The 21,745-nt window shown below is 70.6% G+C and carries 19 protein-coding genes and 1 riboswitch; of the genes, 9 read left to right on the top strand and 10 right to left on the bottom strand.

Annotation, left to right across the window (positions count from 1 at the left end; genetic code table 11):
• Positions 1-5: 5 nt before the first annotated feature.
• Positions 6-145: riboswitch (cobalamin riboswitch) on the bottom strand.
• A 30-nt stretch (positions 146-175) separates the two neighbouring features.
• Together ACWEIJ_RS12710 and ACWEIJ_RS12705 are read right to left on the bottom strand one after the other, a co-directional pair.
• A complete protein-coding gene (locus tag ACWEIJ_RS12710; protein ID WP_449837279.1) occupies positions 176-1,135 on the bottom strand; it encodes a threonine aldolase family protein in 960 nt (319 codons plus the stop codon).
• A gap of 10 nt (positions 1,136-1,145) precedes the next feature.
• Positions 1,146-1,649, bottom strand: coding sequence for a TetR/AcrR family transcriptional regulator (locus ACWEIJ_RS12705; protein WP_449837278.1), 504 nt, complete (start codon positions 1,647-1,649; stop codon positions 1,146-1,148).
• 79 nt (positions 1,650-1,728) lie between these two features.
• On the opposite strand from ACWEIJ_RS12705, the gene ACWEIJ_RS12700 reads away from it, so the two are divergent.
• Entirely contained in the window at positions 1,729-2,562 is an 834-nt protein-coding gene (locus tag ACWEIJ_RS12700) for a quinone oxidoreductase family protein (RefSeq protein ID WP_449837277.1), read from the top strand.
• Here the strand turns inward: ACWEIJ_RS12700 and ACWEIJ_RS12695 are convergent.
• Entirely contained in the window at positions 2,546-3,607 is a 1,062-nt protein-coding gene (locus ACWEIJ_RS12695) for a cytochrome P450 (RefSeq protein WP_449837276.1), read from the bottom strand. The two genes, ACWEIJ_RS12700 and ACWEIJ_RS12695, sit on opposite strands and share 17 nt — an antisense overlap.
• Positions 3,608-3,650: 43 nt before the next feature.
• Between ACWEIJ_RS12695 and ACWEIJ_RS12690 the strand changes: the two genes are divergently transcribed.
• Positions 3,651-4,844 carry an 8-amino-7-oxononanoate synthase gene (locus ACWEIJ_RS12690; RefSeq protein ID WP_449837275.1) on the top strand — a complete coding sequence of 398 codons (1,194 nt, stop codon included), beginning with the start codon at positions 3,651-3,653 and terminating at the stop codon, positions 4,842-4,844.
• Positions 4,845-4,937: 93 nt separating this feature from the next.
• Here the strand turns inward: ACWEIJ_RS12690 and ACWEIJ_RS12685 are convergent, their stop codons facing one another.
• Together ACWEIJ_RS12685 and ACWEIJ_RS12680 are read right to left on the bottom strand one after the other, a co-directional pair.
• Positions 4,938-5,396 (bottom strand): GNAT family N-acetyltransferase, encoded by a 459-nt coding sequence (locus ACWEIJ_RS12685; protein WP_449837274.1) that lies wholly within the window; start codon positions 5,394-5,396, stop codon positions 4,938-4,940.
• A 13-nt stretch (positions 5,397-5,409) separates the two neighbouring features.
• Positions 5,410-6,144 (bottom strand): serine protease, encoded by a 735-nt coding sequence (locus tag ACWEIJ_RS12680; RefSeq protein ID WP_449837273.1) that lies wholly within the window; start codon positions 6,142-6,144, stop codon positions 5,410-5,412.
• Between the two features lie 148 nt (positions 6,145-6,292).
• Here ACWEIJ_RS12680 and ACWEIJ_RS12675 point away from each other — a divergent pair, with 148 nt between their 5' ends.
• Complete coding sequence (locus tag ACWEIJ_RS12675) at positions 6,293-6,901, top strand: LysE family translocator (RefSeq protein WP_449837272.1); 609 nt, start codon at positions 6,293-6,295, stop codon at positions 6,899-6,901.
• 10 nt (positions 6,902-6,911) lie between these two features.
• On the top strand, positions 6,912-9,122 hold the full coding sequence (locus ACWEIJ_RS12670) for a tetratricopeptide repeat protein (protein ID WP_449837271.1): 2,211 nt from the start codon (positions 6,912-6,914) through the stop codon (positions 9,120-9,122).
• On the opposite strand, the gene ACWEIJ_RS12665 is transcribed toward ACWEIJ_RS12670, so the two are convergent.
• From ACWEIJ_RS12665 to ACWEIJ_RS12655, 3 genes are read right to left on the bottom strand one after another with little or no spacing between them, the layout of a single operon-like run.
• Entirely contained in the window at positions 9,110-9,832 is a 723-nt protein-coding gene (locus ACWEIJ_RS12665; protein ID WP_449837270.1) for a S1 family peptidase, read from the bottom strand. The two genes, ACWEIJ_RS12670 and ACWEIJ_RS12665, sit on opposite strands and share 13 nt — an antisense overlap.
• A gap of 22 nt (positions 9,833-9,854) precedes the next feature.
• Complete coding sequence (locus ACWEIJ_RS12660; protein ID WP_449837269.1) at positions 9,855-10,631, bottom strand: S1 family peptidase; 777 nt, start codon at positions 10,629-10,631, stop codon at positions 9,855-9,857.
• 15 nt (positions 10,632-10,646) lie between these two features.
• On the bottom strand, positions 10,647-11,669 hold the full coding sequence (locus tag ACWEIJ_RS12655) for a M48 family metallopeptidase (protein ID WP_449837268.1): 1,023 nt from the start codon (positions 11,667-11,669) through the stop codon (positions 10,647-10,649).
• A 70-nt stretch (positions 11,670-11,739) separates the two neighbouring features.
• On the opposite strand from ACWEIJ_RS12655, the gene ACWEIJ_RS12650 reads away from it, so the two are divergent.
• From ACWEIJ_RS12650 to ACWEIJ_RS12640, 3 genes are read left to right on the top strand one after another with little or no spacing between them, the layout of a single operon-like run.
• Positions 11,740-12,633: an alpha/beta hydrolase gene (locus ACWEIJ_RS12650; RefSeq protein WP_449837267.1), complete on the top strand. Its 894-nt coding sequence runs from the start codon at positions 11,740-11,742 to the stop codon at positions 12,631-12,633.
• A gap of 34 nt (positions 12,634-12,667) precedes the next feature.
• Positions 12,668-14,542 (top strand): ABC transporter ATP-binding protein, encoded by a 1,875-nt coding sequence (locus ACWEIJ_RS12645; protein WP_449837266.1) that lies wholly within the window; start codon positions 12,668-12,670, stop codon positions 14,540-14,542.
• Positions 14,539-15,168, top strand: coding sequence for a CatB-related O-acetyltransferase (locus tag ACWEIJ_RS12640; protein ID WP_449837265.1), 630 nt, complete (start codon positions 14,539-14,541; stop codon positions 15,166-15,168). The genes ACWEIJ_RS12645 and ACWEIJ_RS12640 overlap by 4 nt, the downstream gene beginning before the upstream one ends.
• A gap of 19 nt (positions 15,169-15,187) precedes the next feature.
• On the opposite strand, the gene ACWEIJ_RS12635 is transcribed toward ACWEIJ_RS12640, so the two are convergent.
• Complete coding sequence (locus ACWEIJ_RS12635; protein WP_449837264.1) at positions 15,188-17,803, bottom strand: right-handed parallel beta-helix repeat-containing protein; 2,616 nt, start codon at positions 17,801-17,803, stop codon at positions 15,188-15,190.
• A 136-nt stretch (positions 17,804-17,939) separates the two neighbouring features.
• Between ACWEIJ_RS12635 and ACWEIJ_RS12630 the strand changes: the two genes are divergently transcribed.
• A complete protein-coding gene (locus tag ACWEIJ_RS12630) occupies positions 17,940-19,817 on the top strand; it encodes a patatin (RefSeq protein ID WP_449837263.1) in 1,878 nt (625 codons plus the stop codon).
• A 128-nt stretch (positions 19,818-19,945) separates the two neighbouring features.
• Positions 19,946-20,974 carry a PheS-related mystery ligase SrmL gene (gene srmL, locus ACWEIJ_RS12625; RefSeq protein ID WP_449837262.1) on the top strand — a complete coding sequence of 343 codons (1,029 nt, stop codon included), beginning with the start codon at positions 19,946-19,948 and terminating at the stop codon, positions 20,972-20,974.
• Here the strand turns inward: srmL and ACWEIJ_RS12620 are convergent.
• Entirely contained in the window at positions 20,947-21,741 is a 795-nt protein-coding gene (locus ACWEIJ_RS12620) for an SAM-dependent methyltransferase (RefSeq protein ID WP_449837348.1), read from the bottom strand. The two genes, srmL and ACWEIJ_RS12620, sit on opposite strands and share 28 nt — an antisense overlap.
• Positions 21,742-21,745 lie beyond the last annotated feature (4 nt).

Below are 21,745 nucleotides of genomic sequence, written 5' to 3'. Positions count from 1 at the left end.
TGGCCGGTGGTCGAAAGAGGGGGACGAGTTCCTGACTCCCGGTCTTCTCCTCGAGAACCGGTCACAGTCGCGGGACGGCGCCGGATTCGCACCGGCTTCCTCGCACTCCCCTCACAGCCCCGGCATCGTCGCATTTCGGCCCTGCCGGTCCAACAGCCAGGTGAGCGACATCGCCTCAGAGCAGGCTCTGGAACGCAGCCCACGCCTCCCGCACCTCGTCGCCCGTCCACTCCAGCGCGGGCTCCGCCACCGTGACCTCGGTCTTGGCCATCCGCCCGTCACGCCAGAACCGCCCGAGGAACTTCCCGCTCGCCTCGGTCAGCCGGGCCGGATCACCGGGCAGGTGCAGCGCGAACTGGTGGGTGTGCGGTTCCGGCAGGCCCATCGCCTCGGCGACCACCTTGGCGTGCGCTACATAGGTGCCCAGGCGGGGCAGCACGGTGTCGAGGCCGTGCAGGGCCGACAGCGCCGCGGGCCACTGCTGGAACAGCATGCCGCCGTAGCGGTGCCGCCAGACGCGCGCCTGGTCGACGAAGTCCTGGGTGCCGGCGAGGGCCGCGCCGGAGATGCCCTCCAGCGACTTGTAGAACGAGACGTAGATCGAGTCGAAGAGGCCCGCGATCTCCTCCAGCGGCTTGCCGAGGCCGTGCGTGCTCTCCCACAACCGCGCTCCGTCGAGGTGCACCACGGCGTCGCGGTCGCGGGCGGCGTCGACCACGGACACCAGCTCGTCCCAGGTGGGCAGGACGAAGCCGGCCTCGCGGTCGGGCACCTCCACCAGCAGCGTGCCGAACGGTTCCGGGCAGGCGGCGACGTCGGCGTTGGCGACCCTGATCGGGCGGAGGCCGGACAGGACGGTCAGCGCGTCGTCCTCGTGGTGCAGGGGGTGGGCCAGCGGGTGCATCGCCACGATCGGGTTGTGGGTGCGGTCGGCCCAGCAGCGCAGGGCGATCTGCTGCGCCATGGTGCCGGTCGGCACGAACAGCGCCGCCTCGGTGCCGAGCAGTTGCGCGACCCGCGTTTCCAGGGCGCCCACCGGGCCACCTTCGCCGTAGCGGTCCGGGTCGACGTCCGGCACCGGGCCGAGCATCTCCAGCAGCGACTTCTTGCGAACTCCCGAGAGCTGGCGGTTCATCACCCCGGCATCAAACCTCAGCGGCCAGCGTGTTCGCGAGCGAGATCACGCCCGCACGGATGTCGTAGGCGGTCATGCCCTGGTCGAGCAGGAACGCGATGTGCTCGCCGCGCAGCACGGCCAGCAGCGTGTGGGCTTTGAAGGTCGAGCCGACGAGCCTGGTCAGGCGGTCGACGGTGAGCTGGAAGTTGCCCTCGCACGAGCGGGTCGTGGTCCGCTCGACCGCGATCACGAGCGGCAGCGACGCCAGCACGTGGTCGAACAACGTCCCGGCGAACTCGGCGGCGGTGCGGCACTCCAGCGAGGCGACCTTGATCCACGACGCGGCCGTCTCGTCGACCACGGCCTGGACGAGGCCCGCCTTGTCACCGAACCTGCGGAACACCGTTCCCTTGCCGACGCCCGCCGCCGCGGCCACGTCCTCCATCGACACGGCCTCGACGCCGCGTTCGCAGATCAGGTCGGTGGCGGCCGCGAGCAACGCGGTCCGGTTGCGCGCGGCATCGGCTCGCATCGGCACTCCTTGACATAAGCGGACTGACGGTCCGTATAGTAGCAACCGGACCGGCGGTCCGCTTACTGGGAGGCTGAAGATGAAGGCAGTGCGGTTCCACGAGTTCGGCGGGCCCGAGGTCCTGGTCACCGAGGAGGTCGCGGACCCGGTCGGCGAGACCCTGGTCGACGTCACCGCGATCGGCCTCAACTACGGCGAGACGGTCATCCGCCGCGGCAAGGGTCGCGAGCTGTTCCCGTGGTATCCGGGTCCGGCGCTGCCCGCGGTCCTCGGCTCAGAGGTCGTCGGCATCACCGAGGACGGACGCCGCGTCATCGGCGTACCGCGAGACGGCGCGTACGCCACGAAGGCCGTCGTCGAAGACCCGGTCGAGCTGCCCGACGACGTGAGCGACCACGAGGCACTCGCCCTGTTCCTGCAGGGCACCACCGCGGTCGCCGCGACGAACGCGGCGCGCATCCGGCCGGGCGACCGAGTGCTGGTCGAAGCGGCGAACGGCGGCGTCGGCACCCTGCTCGTGCAGCTCGCGGAACGGGCGGGCGCGACCGTGCTCAAGGCGTCCAGCAGGGGCGGCATCGGCTACGACTGGGACGGTCTGGAGCCCGTGGACGTCGTGTTCGAGTCGATCGGCGGCCGGATCGGCCGCAACGCGTTCGAGCTGCTCAAGGACGGCAGCGGACGGATGGTCGTCTTCGGGTACGCGAGCGGTGAGCCGCTGGACGTCACGGCGAGCGACATCTTCCGCAAGGGCGTCGCGGTGATGGGCCTGCCGCGCGACGTCACGCTCGACGACGTCTTCGCGCACAAGCTCAAGCCGGTGCTCGGCGACGTCTACGAGCTCGACGAGATCGCCGAGGCACATCGGGCACTGGAGGCCCGCACGACGACCGGCAAGCTCATCGCGCGACCGTGACCGACTTGGGCGCGCGGAACGACAGCAGGTTCAGCCACTCCGGCGACGGCCCGACCAGGTGCAACGACGGTTCGTGCGCCGCCACGGTCTGCAGCACCACGGCGGCCTCCAACCGGGCCAGACCGGCGCCGAGGCAGAAGTGGCGGCCGTACCCGAACGCCAGGTGCCGCGGGTCGTTCTCCTTGCCGCTCAACAACAACACGAGCTCGGCACCGGCAGGGACGCGCACCCCGGACAGCACCACCTCGCGGGCGGTCAGCCGGCGCCAGGTCACCACGGGCGTCTCGGTCCGCAGCACGTCCTCGACGAACGACTCGGCGACCTCGCGCTCGGCCAGCCGCGCCCACAGCGCACGGTCCTGCAACGCCCGGCGCAACGCCGTGGACAGCAGCTGGGTCGTCGTCTCCTGCCCGGCGATCAGCAGGAAGTAGCAGAGGCCGGCGGAGTCCTCGGCGGAGACGCCGGCGTCGGCGAGCGCGCAGAACAGCTCGCCGTCACGCGCGTGGTAGCGCTTGACCAGCCACTGGTGGAAGTCGCCGACGTCGTCGACCAGCTCCAGCTGGCGTTCGCGGGAGATGTCGCCCCAGAAGAACTCCAGCGAGCCGGAGCTCCACCGCTTCAACGTCGGGATGTCGACGTTCTCCAGGCCGAGGAGTTCCATCAGCACGATGGCGGGCAGGTCCCACGCGAGCGAGCGCACGAGATCTGAGCCACCAAGCCGTTCCAGAACGAGCGAGCGGATGCGAGGCTCAGCCGCCGCGACCCGCGAGGGCGTGAAGAACGACGCCACCAGGCGGCGAAGGCCCGCGTGCGACGCAGACCCGTTGTTCGCGAGCGTCGGCGGCAACGAGAACCGGGCCCTCACCAGGGCGCGCAGCGCCGCGGGTGCCACCGGCGTGACGGCGGTCAGCGCGTTGTCGGGCAGGTAGGTGACAGGATCTGCCAGCACCGCGCGCACGTCGTCGTAGTCGGACACCACCCAGCGGCCGTCGCAGAACTGCACCGGCGAGGTGAGTTCGGCACGCGTGAAGGTGAACAGGTCCACGAGCGGCACGCTAGTCGGCGGATGGGAGACTCAGGCGGTGACCGTGAGCACAACTGAGGCGATTTCCAGTGGTGGTGAGTCGACGTTCGACTGGATCGACGTCCGCTCCGAAGCGCGCGCCAAGGCGGGCCTGACCCGCCGCGTCCGGCCGCGCACGGCGGACTCGACCGATCTCGACCTCGCCGGCAACGACTACCTCGGGCTCGCCAAGGACAAGCGCGTCGCCGGTGCCGCGGCCGCCGCCACGCTCAAGTGGGGCGCGGGCTCGACGGGATCGCGCCTGGTCACGGGGTCGACGGAGCTGCACGCCGAGCTGGAGTACGAGCTCGCGAACTTCTGCGGCGCGCAGTCCGCGCTGGTCTTCAGCAGCGGCTACGCGGCGAACCTGGGCGCGGTCACGGCGCTCACCGGGCCGGGCACCGCGATCGTGGCCGACCAGCACATCCACGCGTCGCTGATCGACGGCACGCGACTGTCCAAGGCGGACGTCGTCGTCACCGGCCACTGCGACGTCGGCAAGGTCCGGCACGCGCTGGAGACCCGCGGCAAGCGCCGCGCGATCGTCGTCACGGACTCGGTGTTCTCCGTCGACGGCGACATCGCGCCGCTGAACGAACTGCACGAGGCCTGCCGCGCCACCGGTGCCGCGCTCGTGGTCGACGACGCGCACGGACTCGGCGTCGTCGGACCGGGTGGACGCGGCGCGGTCGCCGAGGCGGGCCTCATCAAGGCACCGGACGTGATCACCACGCTGACGCTGAGCAAGTCGCTCGGCGCGCAGGGCGGCGCGGTCCTCGGCCCGAGCCGGGTGATCAAGCACCTGATCGACACCGCGCGCACGTTCATCTTCGACACCGGTCTCGCGCCGTCGAGTGCGGCGGCCGCGCTCGCGGCGATCAAGATCCTGCGCGAGGAGCCGGACCGTCCCGAACGCGTGCTGACCGTGGCGCACGACCTGAGCAACCGCCTGAAGGAGGCCGGTTTCCAGGTCAGCACGCCCTCGGCGGCCGTGGTGAGCGTCCGCGCGCCCAGCCCGGAGCAGGCGTTCCGGTGGGCCGAGAGCTGCCGCGCCAACGGCGTGGTCGTCGGCTGCTTCCGGCCGCCGTCGGTGCCGGACCAGATCAGCAGGCTGCGGCTCACCGCGCGCGCCGATCTGACCGAGGCCGACATCGAGCGCGCGGTGCGCGTGATCACGGAGTGCGCGGCGGCCGCCGGAGTCGAGACGCGCCGTCGCTGAACTCCGCGCCCGCAGCACACGCGGGGAGCTTTCGTACTCTCCTGCAGTACGGGAGGGCCCCGCGTGCGGCCGGCCGAGCGAGCAGGGCGGGGGTCAGGGGGTGCGCTGCATCCGCAGGTGTGGGATTCCGTCCTCGATGAACTCGGCACCTTCCGCCACGAAACCGAACGACGCGTAGAAGTCCGTGACGTACGTCTGCGCGTCGAGCACGCACGGCGTGTTGCCGACGTCCACCAGCGCCGCCTGCATCAGGCGGCGGCTGAACCCGCGGCCGCGTGCCATGCGCGCGGTGGCGACCCGTCCGATGCGGAACGTCCCGTCCGGTTCCTCCAGCAGCCGCAGGTAGGCGAGCGGGTCGTGGGAACCGTCGGTTTCCAGCCAGAAGTGCCGCGTGCCCGGCTCCAGGTCACGGCCGTCCACGTCGCAGTACACGCTGTTCTGCTCGACGACGAAGACGTCCTGACGCAGCCGCAGGATCGCGTACAGCTGAGCGGGACTCAGGTCGAGTCCCCACTGCCGCCGCAGGGTGGCGGGAAACGGTGTGGTTCGCACCGCACCTTGGATATCAGAAGCCCAGCATCGACCGGTAGTGAGCCAGCCGGGTGTAGACACCAGGTTCGTTCGCCCGCGCGCAACCGCGGCCGAACGACACCACACCGGCCAGCCTGCCGCGGACCACCAGCGGCCCGCCCGAGTCGCCCGTGCACGCGTCGCGGTCGCCACGTCCCGCGCACAACATCGCGCCGGGCCGGAAGTCCGGCTCCTTCAGCACGCACTCCTGGTCCGACAGGATCGGCACGGTCGCCTTGCGCAGCGTCAACGAGGGCGGGGTGTTCTCGGCGGTGCGGCCCCAGCCGAGCACCACGCCGTCGTCGCCGACCTCGCCGAGCGCGATCGTCCGGTACGGCAGCGCGCGGGCCAGCGTCAGGATCGCGACGTCGTCGCCCTGGGTGACCTCGCGGTAGTCGGGGTGCCGCCACACGTCCGCGACGGCGGCCTCGATGCCGTCGGTCTTCACCCGCAGGTCCGTGCGGCCGGCGACCACGCGCAGCTGCTCGGCGGGGCGCTGGTTCTTGCCGAGCACGCCCTTGATCGTCGCGCAGTGCGCGGCCGTCATGACCTTGTCCGGCGCGACCAGCGCGCCGCCGCACATGAGCTGGCCGTCGGAGGTGGTGATCGCCACAACCCACGGGGTGTCCGACACCCGCGCGGGTGTCCCCCCGACGATCGCATCGGCCGTCGATCCACCGCTGACCAGCGCGATCACCGTCGCGAGCACGGCCAACCGCTTACCCCTCACGGACCACTCCTCGTTGCGCCAGGTGGACGATCGGTCACCAACGGTAGCGATCGCGCTAGGACGGCGTCAAAACCGGAGATTCTCGTGTTAGTGTCCCGTTAGACCGAAGATTTTGCGGTCAGTGGTGTAGCTCACGGGGGTATGTGCGGTGTTGTTCGACTTCGGCCAGGTTCCGGCCTTCCTGCTCGCGTGCGCGGTCGTCATCGTGACCCCCGGTGTCGACGCGTTCCTGCTGCTGCGCACGTCACTGCGGTCGGGCACCCGCTCGGGACTGCTCGCGCTGGCGGGCATCCACTCGGCCGCCGCGGTCCAGGTGACGGTGGTGATCTCGGGGCTCGGCGTGGTGCTCGCGCGGTACCCGATGGTGCTCACGGCGTTGCGCTGGATCGGCGCCGCCTACCTGCTCCACCTCGCGGTTTCCATCGCGCGAGGACTCCTCAAGCGCTCGCAGGCGCAGCCGGAGGAGGTCGTGAGCGACCGGCCGTTCCGCCAGGGCTTCCTGACCAACATCACGAATCCGAAGATGATCCTGTTCTCGCTCGCCTTCCTGCCGCAGTTCATCGGATCGGGTGAACCGGCACCGCAGCTCGCGATGCTGGCCGCGGTGTTCCTCGGGCTCGCCGCGATCTGGGAGCTGATGATCGTGCTGGCGGCCTCGCGCATGGCCGGGAAGCTCAAGCGGCGCGGCGTGACGACCGCGCTGGACGCGGTCTGCGCGGCGGTCTTCCTCACCATGTCCGTGGGCCTCGTGGTCTAGGTTCGGGGAGGTGGCGGATCGACTGCGGGCGCTGCGCGACGCGCTGGCCGCGCACCCCGGTGAACCCGTGCCGTTCGACCGGCTGGTCGCCGAGGTCTGGCAGGACGACCCGCCGCGGCATCCACGAGCAGCGCTGCGCACGTTGGTCCAACGGCTCCGCGCCACCGAGCGGGTGATCACCGAACCGTCGGGCTACCGGCTCGTCCCCCGCCCGCCCGCGCCCAGCCAGCTCCCCGCGGACCTGCCGGACTTCGTCGGCCGCGAGGAGGAGATCGCTCGGCTGCACCTGCTGAGGGCACCGGTGCGGGCGATCACGGGGTTGCCGGGAGTCGGCAAGACCGTGCTCGCCGTGCGGGAGGCGCACCGGTTGCGCGAGCAGTTCCCGGACGGCCAGCTGTACGCCGACCTGCGCGGCCACTCCACCGCCCCGTCGATGACCGTGGAGCAGGCGCTCGCCCGGTTCGTGAAGGCGCTCGGCGGCGGCCCGGACGACGACTACCGCGAACTGCTGCGCCACCGGCGGGTGCTGGTGGTGCTCGACAACGCGACCGAGGACGTGATCGCCCCGCTGCTCCCGGACACGCCCGGCTGTGCCGCACTGATCACCAGCCGCGCGGACCTGCCGATGTTCGCGCAGGTCAAACTGGGTGTGCTGGCGGAGCTGGAGGCACGCGAACTCCTCCGCGGCATGCGCGTCGACGGCGACACGAGCGAGCTGGTCGAGCTGTGCGGACGGCTGCCGCTGGCGTTGCGCATCGCCGGGGCGAACCTCGCCGGCCGCCACCTGCCGGACTACGTCGCGGAGCTGCGCGAGCACCGGCTGGCGGCGCTGGAGATCGAGGAGGACGACACCGCCGTGCAGGCGACGTTCGACCTCTCCTACCGGAAGCTGTCGGAGCGGGCGCGGCGGACGTTCGACTTCCTGGGCGCGGTGCCCGGCCCGGACGTCCCGCGCGGGCTCGCCGGCGCCGCCGTCGACGAACTCGTCGCGGCGAACCTGGTGCAGCCCAGCGGAACCGACCGCTACCAGCTGCACGACCTGCTGCGCCTGTACGCCCATTCCCGGGCGACACCGGAGGACCGGCGCGCGGTCTTCGACTGGTACCTGGCGCGGGTGGACGGTGCCGACGCCGCGCTCAACGCGGGGTTCACCCGCCTGCTGCCGCCCGTGCCGGACCCCGTGGCGTTCGCCTCCGAGGACGAGGCGCAGACGTGGTTCGAGACCGAGCGGCCCAACCTCGTCGCGCTGGCCCAGGACCAGCCGGACGCCGCGCTGGTGGTGGGCCTGCGCGCACACCTGTCGCTCACCGGGCACTTCGCCGATCTGCGCACGATCGCCCGTGCCGCGCTCGCCGTGGAGACCGGGCAACGGGCGGCGGCGATGCGCGTGTGCCTCGGGTACCTGGACTACCGCTTCGGCGACCACCAGTCCGCGATCGCGCACTGCGAGCGGGCGATCGCCGAGTTCCGGACCGCGGGCCGGCAGGCGGAGGAGTCCGTGGCGCTCAACATGCTCGCGGGCGCCTACCACAGCCTCGGCGAGCTCGACCTCGCGCGCAGGCACCTCGGCGCGGCGATCGAGCTGTACGTGGCGAACGACCTGAAGCCGCACCTGATCGGTGGTCTCGGCAACCTCGGGCTGCTGGAGATGGAGCTCGGCAGCCTCGACGCCAGCGAGGCCACGCACCGCCGTTCGGTCGCGCTGGCGCGCGAGGTCGACGTCGCGAGCCAGCTCGCGAACCAGCTCGGCAACCTCGGCACCGTGCTGACCGTGCGGCAGAAGTTCGCCGAGGCCGAGGAGGCCTTCCACGAGTCGCTGGAACTGGCCGCGCGGCACGGCCTGCGTCCGGTCGAGATGTTCGTGCTGGTCGAGTACGCCGAGCTGCTGGCGGCCACCGGCAGGCCGGACGCGGCCGCGGAGCACGCCCGGCGCGCACTCGAACTGGCCGGGCAGGACAACCCGTTCGTCGAGGTCAACGCCAATCTGGTGCTCGCGGAGCTGCACCGTTCGACCACCGAGTACGACGAGGTGCACAGACGCGCGGCCGACGCCGGGTTCCGGGTCCTGGAGGTCCTCGCGCTCGCGGGCAAAGCCCGGTTGTTGCGGGACGACGGCGGCGACGCGGAAGGCGCGAACGCGTTGTGCCACCAGGCGATCGAGCGCGCCGAGGCGGCCGGGCTGCGCTACCGCGCCGATCTGGTGCGCGCTCAGCTCAAGTAGGTCGTGACGCGCGTGTAGACGCCGGGAGCACCGGGGCGGGCGCAGCCGATGCCCCACGAGACGATCCCGGCGAGTCGGCCGTCGACCACGAACGGACCGCCGGAGTCGTCGATGCACGCGTCGACCCCGCCCTCCGGATAGCCCGCGCAGAACATCGCCTCGGCGTCATAACGCGCGTACGCCGCCGCGCACTGATCGTCCGCCATGATCGGGATGGAGGCCTTGTGCAGCAACGGACTCTTGTTCGTGTCGGCCTCCGCCTGCCGTCCCCAGCCGTACACGACACCGACGTTGCGCGCCGCGTACACGTCGGTCGTGCCGGCCACCGGCAGCACCCGGTACGGCATGGGCTCGGCGAGCGTCAGCAGCGCGATGTCCTTGCCGCGCGAGGGAGTCGAGTAGCCCTCGGCGATCTGGTACTCGGTCACGACCGACCGCGACCCGCCGTCGGTGCGCAGGTCGAGCCGGCCACCGATGACGTTGATGCTCCTGGGCGTCCTCCCGTAGACGCAGTGCGCCGCCGTGACGACCAGTCCGGGCGCCACCAGGGCACCACCGCAGAACTGGTAGTCCGACGACGTCGTCAGGGCGACCGTCCACGGCGCCTCGTCGGCGTTGTCCACCACCACCCCGCCGACGACTCTGGACTCGGCCTGAGCGGGACTCGCCGTGAGCACGACCAGGGCCAGGACCGCTGTCAGCAGACGCATGGCCCTCACCCAACCCAGAGGCCTAGGGGGCGACAACTCCAGGCGGCGAAGCATCCACGACCGGGTGAAGATCCTTCGCATACCGGGAGATCCGGACGTAGACACCGGGCTTGCCCTTGCGCGCACAGCCCTCGCCCCACGACGTGACGCCGACGAGCTTGCCGTTCGCGACGATCGGGCCGCCGGAGTCGCCCTGACATGTGTCGATCTTGCCGCCCTCGTAGCCCGCACAGAACATGTCCGTCTTCACGAACTGCGGGTAGGCCTCGGCGCAGTAGTCGTCCGCCAGCACCGGCAGCACCGCCTGCAGGAGGAACCGCGACGTCTTGCCGTTCTCGCTGACCCGGCCCCAGCCGAGCGCGCGCAGCGGCGTGCCGGGCTGGTAGAGCACCCGATCGGTCAGTTCGGCGATGGGCAACGGGGTGTACGGCAGCGGCTTCGGCAGCGTCAGCACCGCCACGTCCTCGCCCTCGTCGGCCGAGACGTAGCCCTTGTGGATCCAGACGTCCGCGGGCGTCACCGACACGCCGGCGCCGCGGTCCAGCTTGTCCTCGCGACCCGCGACCACGCGCAGCTCGTCGGGTGCGCGGCCGAAGGCGCAGTGCGCCGCGGTGAGCACCTTCGTCGGTGCGACGACGGTGCCACCGCAGAACTGCGCTCCGCCCGGATCGGTCAGGTAGACGGCCCACGGGTTGGCCTCGATGGAGGCGCGCTCGCCGCCGACGACCTGCTCACCGGCGGCGGCCGTGCCCGTGGACACCAGCATTGCCGAAAGGACCAGCACCAGGAGTCGTCTCATGACTCCAGATGGTAGCTACTCGGCTGCGCCGTTCGGAGCAACCTTGCTCCACATCCTGCCCGCCGCGCCCATGACGGTCTCGCCGATGTCGTTGATGGTCTTGATCAACGGGTCGGCGGAGTTGCTCATCGACTCCTTGTACGAACGCGCGGCGCTCTTGATGTCGTCGCTGAGGTTGTTCGCCGGCCGGTCGTCCTCGCGGCGCGCGTACGCGCCGGTCAGGATCTCGCGGTACTCCTCGGTCGCCGACCAGCGCTGCAGCTCGGCGGCCCGCACCACGACCAGCGGGTGCGACCGGTGCTCGGTGTGCAGGAGCTTGAGGATGCTGTCGCGGATGTCCTCGACCTCCTCGTACTCCTTGGCCTGGGCGAGGAACGACGCGATGTCGACCTGACCGCCGAGGTCACCGGCCAGCGCGAGGTGCGAGCGCAACGCGGCCTGCGGGTCCTGGCAGGCCAGCAGGCCGGCCCGGTCGCAGGACAGCTCGGTCTTGCGCTGCCACTCGCGCAGTGCCGCGATGACCGCCCGCATGGCGATGGCACCCGCGGGCACCCACGCGAACGACGTGGTGAGGTCGATGAGCCGGCGCAACAGCGTGTTGTAGAGCGCGTGGCCCGACATCACGTGACCCATCTCGTGCCCGATGACGAACCGCTGCGAGTCGTGGTCGAGCAGGTCGACGACGCCGGTGCTGATCACGATGAACGGCCTGTCGATGCCGGCGGTGAAGGCGTAGGCCTGCGCGTTGCGCTCGACGTAGAGCTCGGGCACCTCGTCGAGGTCGAACGTCGCCGCCACCTCGTTGCGGATGCGGTCGAGGTGCGGGTACTGCTTCGGGCCGACCCGCACGGAGGAAGCCACCTGCAGCAGGCGCTCACCCCGTTCGGTGAAGGCTCCGGCGACCGCCTTGAGGACCGGTGCCACGGCGGGCACCGCCCTCAGCACCGCGAGGGCGCCTCGGTCGGCAGGGTGTTCATAGGCGCGCGGGCTGATCCCGGGAAAGCGCACCCTCGATGACTGCTCAATATCCCCCGTCACGTCCCCCAGGTTAGACACGATCCGGACAAGGGTGCACGGAATCGGCGCCGGATGGTTGCAAACTGACGCGGTGAGCGACGACGACACCACCGTTCTTCCGCTGCGCGGCGGAGCGTCCGCGACCCTGGTCCGCCGCCGTGCGGCGGCCAACGACCGCGGGGCGATCCTGTACGTGCACGGGTTCGCCGACTACTTCTTCCAGGAGCACGTGGCCGAGCACTTCACGGCCCAGGGCTACGACTTCTACGCGGTCGACCTGCGCGGTTACGGCCGTTCGCTGCGCGACGGCGAGCCGCCGAACTACACGACCGACATGGCGGTGTACTTCGAGGAGATCGACGCCGCCGTCGCGAAGATCCGCGAAGAGCACTCGCGCGTGGTGCTGATGGGGCACTCGACCGGTGGCCTCACGACGTCGTTGTGGGCGCATGAACGACGCTCCAGCGACCTCATCGACGCGTTGGTGCTCAACAGCCCGTGGCTGGACGTCGTCGAACCGCCGTTCATGCGCCAGTTGGTTCGCCTCATCGGACAGGTCGCCCCGAAGGTGAAGATCCGCGCGAACCTCGGCGACGCCTACGGGTCGACGATCCACAGCTCGCGCCACGGCGAGTGGGACTTCGACCTGAAGTGGAAGCCGCTCGCGGGGTTCCCCGTGCTCGCCGGGTGGATCCGGGCGGTCCTGATCGCGCAGGAGAAGGTCCACAACGGACTCGACGTCCGCGTGCCGGTACTGGTGCTGCACTCCGACAAGAGCATGCTGAACGCGAAGGAGTGGAGCGAGGACGTCGCGAAGGCCGACGCGGTGCTCGACGTCGAGGGCATGAAGAGGTGGGGACCGAAGATCGGATCATCGGTCCAGGTGGTCGAGATCAAGGCGGGCCTGCACGACCTGTTCCTGTCGCCGGAGCCGGTCCGCGCGGCGGCGCTCGCGGCCGTGGACGAGTTCCTCAAAACCGCTTGACCTCGTCATAGGTCGAAGTTCGAGACTTGCGGTCATGAACATCGACTTCAACGCCTGGTACGCGCTCGAAAGCGCGATGCAGGACGAGAAAAGCCGTCGCGTCAGCCGGGCGACGTTGAAGCGTGTCGCCCGGTTCGCCCGCCCGCAGCGGCGGGCCGTGTACGCGTTGCTCGCCACCAGCTCGGTCGCGGCGGTGCTCGCCGTGGCCTCGCCGGTGCTGGCCGGACGCGTGGTCGACCAGATCGTCGGTGGCCGCGACCTGGGGCTCGTGGTGTGGCTGGCGCTCGCGATCGCCGGGGTGGCGGTGCTGGAGGCCGGGTTCTCGCTGGCCGAGCGCTGGCAGTCGGCGCGGGTCGGCGAGGACCTGATCCTGCGGCTGCGGCAGGCCGTCTTCGACCACGTGCAGCGGATGCCGATCGCGTTCTTCACCCGCACGCGAACCGGCGCGCTGGTGTCGCGCCTGAACAACGACGTGATCGCGGCGCAGCGGGCGTTCTCCGAGACGATCTCCGGGGTCGTCACGAACGTCATCGCGCTGATCCTGACCCTGGCCGTGATGCTGACGCTGTCGTGGCAGGTCACCGTGCTCGCGATGGTGTTGCTGCCGATCTTCCTGATCCCCGCGCGGCGGATGGGCAGGCGCCTGGCGTCCATGCACCGCGAGGCGGCGAACCTGGACTCGGCGATGACGACCCAGATGACCGAGCGGTTCTCCGCACCGGGCGCGACGTTGATCAAGCTGTTCGGGCGGCCCGCCCTGGAGAGCGCGGAGTTCGGAGCGCGCGCACGCCGCGTGCGCGACATCGGCGTGCGGACGGCCGTGGCGCAGTGGTTGTTCCTCGTGGCGTTGACGCTGGTGTCGTCGCTGGCGTTGGCACTGGTCTACGGACTCGGCGGCTACTTCGCGATCGCCGGGCAGATGGCGCCGGGCACGATCGTGACGCTGGCACTGCTGCTGACCCGCCTGTACGCGCCGTTGACCGCGTTGGCCGGCGCACGGGTCGACGTGATGACCGCGCTGGTGTCGTTCGAGCGCGTCTTCGAGGTGCTGGACCTGCCGCCGTTGATCAAGGAGAAGCCCGATCCGGTCTCGGTCCCCGACGGACCGGTCTCGGTGGAGTTCTCGGACGTGCGGTTCGCCTACCCGGCCGCGGACAAGGTGTCGCTGGCGTCCCTGGAGGAGGTCGCGGCGCTCGACACCCGCGGTGGCGAGGAGATCCTGGGCGGGGTGTCGTTCGAGGCCGCGCCGGGCTCGCTGATCGCACTGGTGGGCGCCTCGGGTGCGGGCAAGTCGACGATCGCGTCCCTGGTGCCCCGCCTGTACGACGCCGACTCCGGCACGGTGCGACTGTCCGGTGTGGACGTTCGCGACCTGTCGTTCGACTCGATCCGCGAGACCGTGGGCATGGTGACGCAGGACGGGCACCTGTTCCACGAGTCGATCGGCGCGAACCTGCGGCTGGCCGCCCCGTCGGCCACGGACGAGGAGATCTGGGACGCGCTGCGCCGGGCCCGGCTCGCGGACCTGGTGTCGTCACTGCCGGATCAGCTGGACACCGTGGTGGGCGAACGGGGCTACCGTCTGTCCGGCGGTGAACGGCAACGACTGACGATCGCCCGGCTGCTGCTGGCCAAGCCGCGCGTGGTGATCCTGGACGAGGCGACCGCGCACCTCGACTCGCGCTCGGAGGCCGCCGTGCAGGAGGCCCTGGTCGAGGCGCTGGCCGGACGGACGTCGCTGGTGATCGCGCACCGGCTGTCCACGATCCGGGCGGCGGACCAGATCCTCGTCGTGGACCGCGGGCAGATCGTCGAGCGTGGTAGGCATGAAGACCTGCTGGCTCTCGACGGCCACTACGCCAAGTTGTACCGCACGCAGTTCAGCGAGGAACCGATCGGAGCACCGTGATCCCTTCACCGGACAACCTCTACCCGTTGCCCGACATCGCTCGCACGGTGCTGCTCAAGCCGTTGGTGAAGAACCCGCAGATCGAGATCGGCGAGTACACCTACTACGACGACCCGCACCACGCTTTGCAGTTCGAGCAACGGAACGTGCTCTACAACTTCGGCGCGGAGAAGCTGGTCATCGGCCGCTACTGCGCCCTGGCCGAAGGCGTCCGGTTCATCATGTCCGGCGGCAACCACCGGACGGACGGCGTGTCGACGTTCCCGTTCACGATCTTCGGCGGCCTGTGGGGCGAGAAGACGCTCGACATCGCCCTCGGCGCACCTTCGCGCGGGGACACCGTGGTGGGCAACGACGTCTGGATCGGCTACCAGGCGCTGATCATGCCGGGCGTGCGGATCGGCAACGGGGCGATCATCGCCGCCGGGTCGGTGGTGGTGTCGGACGTGCCGGCGTACGGCGTGGTCGGCGGGAACCCCGCGCGGTTGCTGAAGAAGCGGTACAGCGACGAGGAGATCGAGCTGCTGGAACGGATCGCGTGGTGGGACTGGCCGGTGGAGAAGGTCACCGAACACGTCCGCGTGATCATGGCGGGGACGCCGGCCGAACTGGCAGAGGTCGCTTGACACCTCGTCGTCCGCTTGCTCACTGGACCAGGCGCACGGTCGCGCTGTCTCCGCGCTGAACAGATCCGGACAGGAGGCGATGACTGCCGCCGGCCAGCCGCACGCCCTTGCCGCCGACCACGACCCGTGCTCCTTCGTTCCCGCCGACCCCGATCTCACAGTCCAGGAACTCCGCGCCGGTCGAGTCGGTGACCACCACCGGCTCCCGGCCGCCGACGAACCGGCACCGCTCGTAGCGGCCGCCGGCACCTCGGACGACCAGGCCGCGCTGGGTGGTGTTGATCGTGCATTCGCGGAACGCCGGCCTCGCGCCGTTGGCGATCTCCACAGTGGCAGTGTCATTGGTGGTGAACTCGCAGCGCTCGATCAGAGGGGCGTTGCCCTCCTTCCGCACGATCAACGCCGGGACGTGGCTCGTTCGTATCCTGAGGTCGCGCAACGTTGCCGCCGCACTCAGCACGACCGGGCGGCTGACGGCCAGCCGCACCGTGCCGGGGCCGTCGGCGGCACGCACCTCCACTTCCCGCCGGATGCGCAGGCCGTCGATGCGGCGGTAGCTGCCGGGAGCGATCTCGATGACGTCCCCGGCGACCGCCTTCTCCAGCGCCTGCTTCAACGCCTGGACATCGCCCACCCGCACCAGCCGGCCGGGATTCCGCTTCGCGGCACTGATTCCGTCCGGGATCCCGTTACCGGTCGAGTCGCACTCGACGGCCGTTGCCTGCGCTCCCGCGAAGAACTCGAAGCCCTGCTCCTGGTTGTCCTCGGCCAGGCACCTGGTCAGCCGCGCGGTGCCCTCGACGATCGTGAAACCCGCGAAGTGACTACCGACGACCTGGCACTGCTCGAAGGTCGTCACGCCGCCGCTGACCACGACACCCGCGGTCCCGGCACCGGTGATCGCACAGGAGGTGAAGGCACTCATGCCTCCGTACACCTCGATCCCGCGGAAGCCGGTGTCGGCGATGGTGAGGCCGCTGGCCGCGACAGTGCCGTTGTACAGCGCCAGACCGGTCTGTGCGCGGGTCACCCGCACGTCCGTGATCACGACGCGACCGTCGGCGATGTCGATCGCCGTGCCCGTGGCCCCGTCGAAAACGCAGTCGCGGAGGTCGGCGACGCACTCCTTGCGCGTGACCTCCACACCGGACCCGGTCACGGTGCAGCCGGCCATGGTCAGGGCGCCGCTCACGGCCAGAGCCGCGCGCAGCCGGCATTCCCGCAGGGTGACGGCGCTGCCGTGACCGCTCGTGACGCGGCCTTCGGAGATCTCGCATCGCTCGAAGACCGCCACGACGTCGTCGTCGACCCAGATCGAGCCGGAGAGGGCGATGCCGCGCACGGTCACGTCGGCACGCAGTCTCAGCACGTCATCTCGTCCGGACGTCAACCGGACGCTGCCCGGTTTCCCCGCCGCGCGGAGCTCCACCGGCTTGTCCAGCCCGAGTGCCTCTTCATACTCGCCCGGCTCGATCTCGATGACGTCCCCGGCGACCGAGTCGTTGATGGCCGCACCGACAGTGCGGTATCCGTTGAGGCCGACTCTGCGCACCGCCGGTCCGGGACGCGGCGGAGCAACCGGTTCGACCGGGCGCCGGCCGACCGGGCGCTGGCCGACGTCGTCGGGCTGGCCGTTGCCGAACGAGCTGCACTCGGTGAGCGTCGCCTCAGTGAGCAACGAGAAGCCCTGGCCGGCATTGTTGTGCGCCACGCACCGCACGAACTCGGCGGCTCCGGCCACGACCAGGAAGCCGGCCCGATCCGCGTCGATCGCCTCGCAGTCCTCGAACCGGGCCCGGCCACCCGTCATCCAGACAGCCGGTCCGTGCGTCCCGGTGAACCGGCACGCCGTGAACCAGCCGTCACCACCGCTGACGAGGACGCCTTCCGATCCGGTGCCCGCGACCCTGATCCGGTCGGCGTGCACCACCCCATCGTCGTCCACCTCCAGCGCGGGCCCACCGCCGTCGTGGAACGCCGATTCCGCGATCTCGATCCGCCCGCCGCCACCCGCGCGGACCGCCGCGACCGGACCACCTTCAAAGTTGTTGCGGTGCAAGGAAAGCACGGTCTCCCGGTCGACCGCGACGGCCGCATGCCCGCCCTGACGCACGAACCGGCTGTCCGTGACGCGTGCTTCGGCCCCGGCGGTCGCGATCACCGATTCCAGCGCGGTGCCGGTGAACTCGCACCTCCGGTACTCACCCGCGGCGGACTCGACCCTCAGCCCGTGCAGAGCCGGACCGATCCGGCAGGACGAGACCTCCGGCCGCGCCCCGGAACGGACCCGGATTCCGGTGTGACCGGGAGCGCGGACCTCGCAGTCCAGGATCCGCGGCGCCACCGGTCCGGAGATCTCGACAGCCGCGGCACCCCAGGCGCGGCCGACGACGGTCAGGTCGCGAACGGTCGCATCGGCCAGGAGCATCAGCGTGTTCCCGGTGCCCGCGGAGAGCGTGACGGTGCCGGGCCCCTTCTGCGGCCGCAGCTCGATCGGCACGTCCACCACGACTTCCCCGTCGTACTCGCCGGGCGCGAGCTCGATCACGTCACCGGGCAGAGCCGACCGCAGTGCCGCGGCCACGTCGGCGAAACCGCGCTTGCCGACCAGCAGCACCTCAGGATTTCTTCGCACGAACGAGAAGCTACCGGTGCGGCGTTCGGTGCCGACCGGACCTCGGGAACTTCCGAAACCAACGAGTGGACCTCGGTTGGACGGCGTCCGAGTGAACTTTTGCGACAGACGAAGCAGATCGCGCGACCATGAGCACATGGAGTACGACCGCTACTGCGACCTGACCATGCGCGGAGGCACGACCAGCGGTGTCGTGTATCCCCTGGCTGTCGTGTCGCTCGCCCGCCACTACGAGTTCAAGCAGATCGGTGGCGCGTCCGCGGGAGCGATCGCCGCGGCGTTCACGGCGGCGGCCGAACGCGGCCGCGCGTCCGGCGGGTTCGAGAAGCTGGCCGGGCTGATCGACTGGTTCACGTCCGGCTCGGGCGCGGAACGGTGGCGGCTCGCGCAGTTGTTCCAGCCCAACGAGAAGACCCGCGCGCTGTACCGGATCGTCGTGGCGACCATGCAGAAGCGCGAGACCACCGGGCGCAGTGCGATCTCGTGCCTGTTCTTCGCGTTGCTGGGTGCCGTGGGCCTGCGGGCGAAGGCCGTGCTGGCGCTGATGGCGTTGCTGTGGCTGGGCGGGCCCCTGCTGTCGGTACGGCTCGCGCCGACGACGTATCCGGGCTGGCTCGCCGCGCTCGTCGTGGTGCTCGCGCTGGCCTGCGTGGTGCTGGCGCTGTGGCCGCTGCGGTCGAGTCTGCCCTGGCCCGCCTGGCTCTTCGTGCTCGTGCCGCTCGTGCTCGGGCTGGCGTTCTCGCGGCACTACGCGACGGCGGCGGTCGTGCTGCTGGTGTGGCTGGTGCTCACGCTCGCGGCGGTCAGCGCGTTGACCGTCACCTACGGCCATGCGATGCAGCGGTACCTCAAGGACAACGCGCGGTCCATCCACTTCGGACTCGTGCCGGGCACCGGTGACTTCACGCCGTCGTGGCTCGACCGGCTGGCGGGCCTGCCCAAGCCGACCGGCGTGCCACCGCTGTCCGACTGGATCGCCGACCAGCTGGACGCGCTGGCCGGGACCGAGCACGCGCTGACGTTCGGCGACCTCGGGGACGTCAACCTCGTGCTGATGACGACGGACCTGTCCGAGGGACGGCCGTACCGGTTGCCGTTCAAGGAGAGCTGGCAGTACTGCGAGGAATGCCTCGGGTACGTGCTGCCCGGCCGGGTCGTCGAGCAGCTGAACGGGCCCGAGACTGGCTCGAAGTGCCCCGAGCACGGGCACATGCCGTTGCGGGAGCTGCCGGCCACGGCGAACCTGCCGGTGGTGCTGGCCGTGCGGATGTCGCTGTCGTTCCCCGGGCTGATCGCCGCCGTGCCGCTGTGCCGGGACGGGCGGGTGCACTGGTTCTCCGACGGCGGCATCACCAGCAACTTCCCCATCCACTTCTTCGACGCGCTGCTGCCGCGCTGGCCCACGTTCGGCCTGAGCCTGCAGCCCTACCCGCCGGGCGACACGAACGAGGTGTGGCTGCCCGAGCAGGACGCGTCGACCTCGGGCACGCACTACGCGTCGCTCACGTCGATGCCGGGGTTCCTGCTGTCCATTTTGGACACGTTCCTGGACTGGCGGGACACCATGCAGTCGGCGTTGCCCGGTTATCGCGGCCGGATCGCGCACGTGCGGCAGGCCGAGGACGAGGGCGGCGCGAACCTGTTCATGCCGCCGGCCACGATCCGGCGCCTGGCGTTGCGCGGCCGGCTGGCCGGCGACCTGCTGCGCGAACGGTTCCAGCAGCAGCAGAACACCGACCGCTACCGGTGGATCCGGCTGCGCATGGCCGTGCGGGAGTACCAGGAGCTGGGGGTGCAGGCCGCGGATCGCGACGCGTTGTACGAGGAGCTGCTAGCGCGGTTCCAGATCCCCGAGGCGTTGCACGAGTGGTTCCGCACTCCCCCGGCCGACGGCGACCCGTTCCGGGCCGGGATCGACCTCGCGCTCGACCACGTCGGGCGGTTGAAGGACGACGGGCCGTTCGACGGCGTGCCGCCGGTCGATCCGGATTTGCGGCTGACGCCACCCGAGTAGGCGCGCTAACCTGGGTTCATGACGCGATTTAGCCACCCCCGACCTGCGGCGGTGGCGCGCGCCTAGAACCTTCCCGTCGGTCGGGGGACTCCGCATCCGCAGAACCCAGACCAGAGACGGGAAGTCCCATGTACCGCACCGATGAACTCGTGCACGCCCTGAACGTCCGCGACCTCAGCGACCCCGCGCAGGGCCCGCACGCGATGCAGCTGCTGGTCGCCGACCTCAAGGCCGCGCTCGACCACCCCGTGGAAGTCCGCCACCACCCGCTCGTCCCGGTGGAGCACAACTACGAGCACCTCGGCTATCCGGCGGACGCGATCACCCGCGAGACCCGTTACACCAGGTACGTCAGCGAGACGTGCATGCTGCGCAGCCACACCACGGCGATGATCCCGCCGTCGCTGCGCACGGCCACGCCGGACGTGACGCTGGTCTGCCCGGGCCTCGTCTACCGCCGCGACACGGTCGACCGCCTGCACACCGGCACACCGCACCAGCTCGACGTCTGGCGGATCAGCGAACGCCAGGAGCGGCTCGAAGAGCTCGTCGACACCGTCGTCACGACGTTGTTGCCCGGCAAGCGCTACCGCATGGTCGACGCGCAACACCCGTACACCACGCACGGCAAGCAGATCGACGTCGAGCACAACGGCGAGTGGGTGGAGATCGGCGAAGGCGGAAGGGCCGCGCGGCACGTGCTCAAGGACCACCCGCACGGCCTCGCGACGGGATGGGGACTGGACCGGATCCTCATGCTGCGCAAGGGCATCCCGGACATCCGGCTGCTGCGCAACCCCGACCCGCGCATCGCGGCGCAGATGCACGACCTGGCGCCCTACCGCCCGATCTCCCGGCATCCCGCCGCGATCAGGGACATCTCGATCACGGCTCACCACACCGACGACGTCGAGACCCTCGGCGACCGGATCCGCGCGCTCGTCCCGGAGGACGTGATCGAGGAGATCACGATCCTCAGCGAGACGCCCGCCGAGGAGCTGCCGGAGCACGTCCGTCGACGGCTGAACGCCGGGCCGGGGCAGAAGAACGTGCTCCTGCGCGTGGTGATGAGGGCACCGGAACGCACCCTCACCGACCACGAGACGAACGAGATCAGGGACCGCCTGCTTCAGGGCTTGCGGGCCACCGCGCCGTAGATGCCCGTGTGGTCCTCGAAGGAGTCCGGGCGCCACTCGTCCACCGTGACGACGCCCGGCTCCAGCAGCTCCAGCCCGTCGAAGAACCGGCTCACCTCGGCGTGCGTGCGGATGGCGAGCCTGTTGTCCGAGTTGCTGTAGATCTGGGCGACCTTGCGGGCCTCCTGCGACTCCTCCTCGGTGAGGCTGTCCCAGGTGGCGTGCGTGATCGCCAGGTACGAGCCGGACGGCAGGCCCGCCATGTACTCGGCCACGGCGGCGTAGGGGTCGTCGGCGTCCGGGACGAAGTGCAGCGCCGCGATGATCAGCACGCCGATCGGGCGGGAGAAGTCGAGGGTCTCGCGGGCGCCGGCCAGCACGGTGGAGGTCGCGCGGAGGTCGGCGAGGATGGCCGAGGCGTTGGGGTTGTCCGCGAGCAGGGCGTTGCTGTGCGACACGGCGACCGGCTCGTAGTCGACGTAGACCACGCGGGCGGACGGGTCGTCCTGCTGGGCGATCTCGTGGACGTTGCCCACGGTGGGGATGCCGGAGCCCAGGTCGAGGAACTGGTCGACGCCCGCGGCGACGAGGTGGCGGACGACCCTGCGCAGGAACGAACGGTTGGCCTGCGCGCTCTGGGCGATGCCGGGGAAGATCTGCTCCACCTGCTTGGCGGCGGCGCGGTCGGCTTCGAAGTTGTGCGAACCGCCCAGGTAGTAGTCGTACATCCGCGCCACGCTCGGGCGAGTGACGTCGACCGTGGAGGGGACCCACTTCAGCTCTTCCATCACG

The sequence above is a fragment of the Lentzea sp. NPDC004789 genome (genome assembly GCF_053601075.1).
This window is presented reverse-complemented; position numbering and strand designations above follow the sequence as displayed.

Bases quoted from the DNA above. Each gene is read 5' to 3' on its own strand.
- ACWEIJ_RS12710 (WP_449837279.1), bottom strand. From the start codon at position 1,135: ATGAACCGCCAGCTCTCGGGAGTTCGCAAGAAGTCGCTGCTGGAGATG.
- ACWEIJ_RS12705 (WP_449837278.1), bottom strand. From the start codon at position 1,649: ATGCGAGCCGATGCCGCGCGCAACCGGACCGCGTTGCTCGCGGCCGCC.
- ACWEIJ_RS12700 (WP_449837277.1), top strand. From the start codon at position 1,729: ATGAAGGCAGTGCGGTTCCACGAGTTCGGCGGGCCCGAGGTCCTGGTC.
- ACWEIJ_RS12665 (WP_449837270.1), bottom strand. From the start codon at position 9,832: ATGCGTCTGCTGACAGCGGTCCTGGCCCTGGTCGTGCTCACGGCGAGT.
- ACWEIJ_RS12660 (WP_449837269.1), bottom strand. From the start codon at position 10,631: ATGAGACGACTCCTGGTGCTGGTCCTTTCGGCAATGCTGGTGTCCACG.
- ACWEIJ_RS12645 (WP_449837266.1), top strand. From the start codon at position 12,668: ATGAACATCGACTTCAACGCCTGGTACGCGCTCGAAAGCGCGATGCAG.
- ACWEIJ_RS12630 (WP_449837263.1), top strand. From the start codon at position 17,940: ATGGAGTACGACCGCTACTGCGACCTGACCATGCGCGGAGGCACGACC.
- srmL (WP_449837262.1), top strand. From the start codon at position 19,946: ATGTACCGCACCGATGAACTCGTGCACGCCCTGAACGTCCGCGACCTC.
- ACWEIJ_RS12620 (WP_449837348.1), bottom strand. From the start codon at position 21,741: ATGGAAGAGCTGAAGTGGGTCCCCTCCACGGTCGACGTCACTCGCCCG.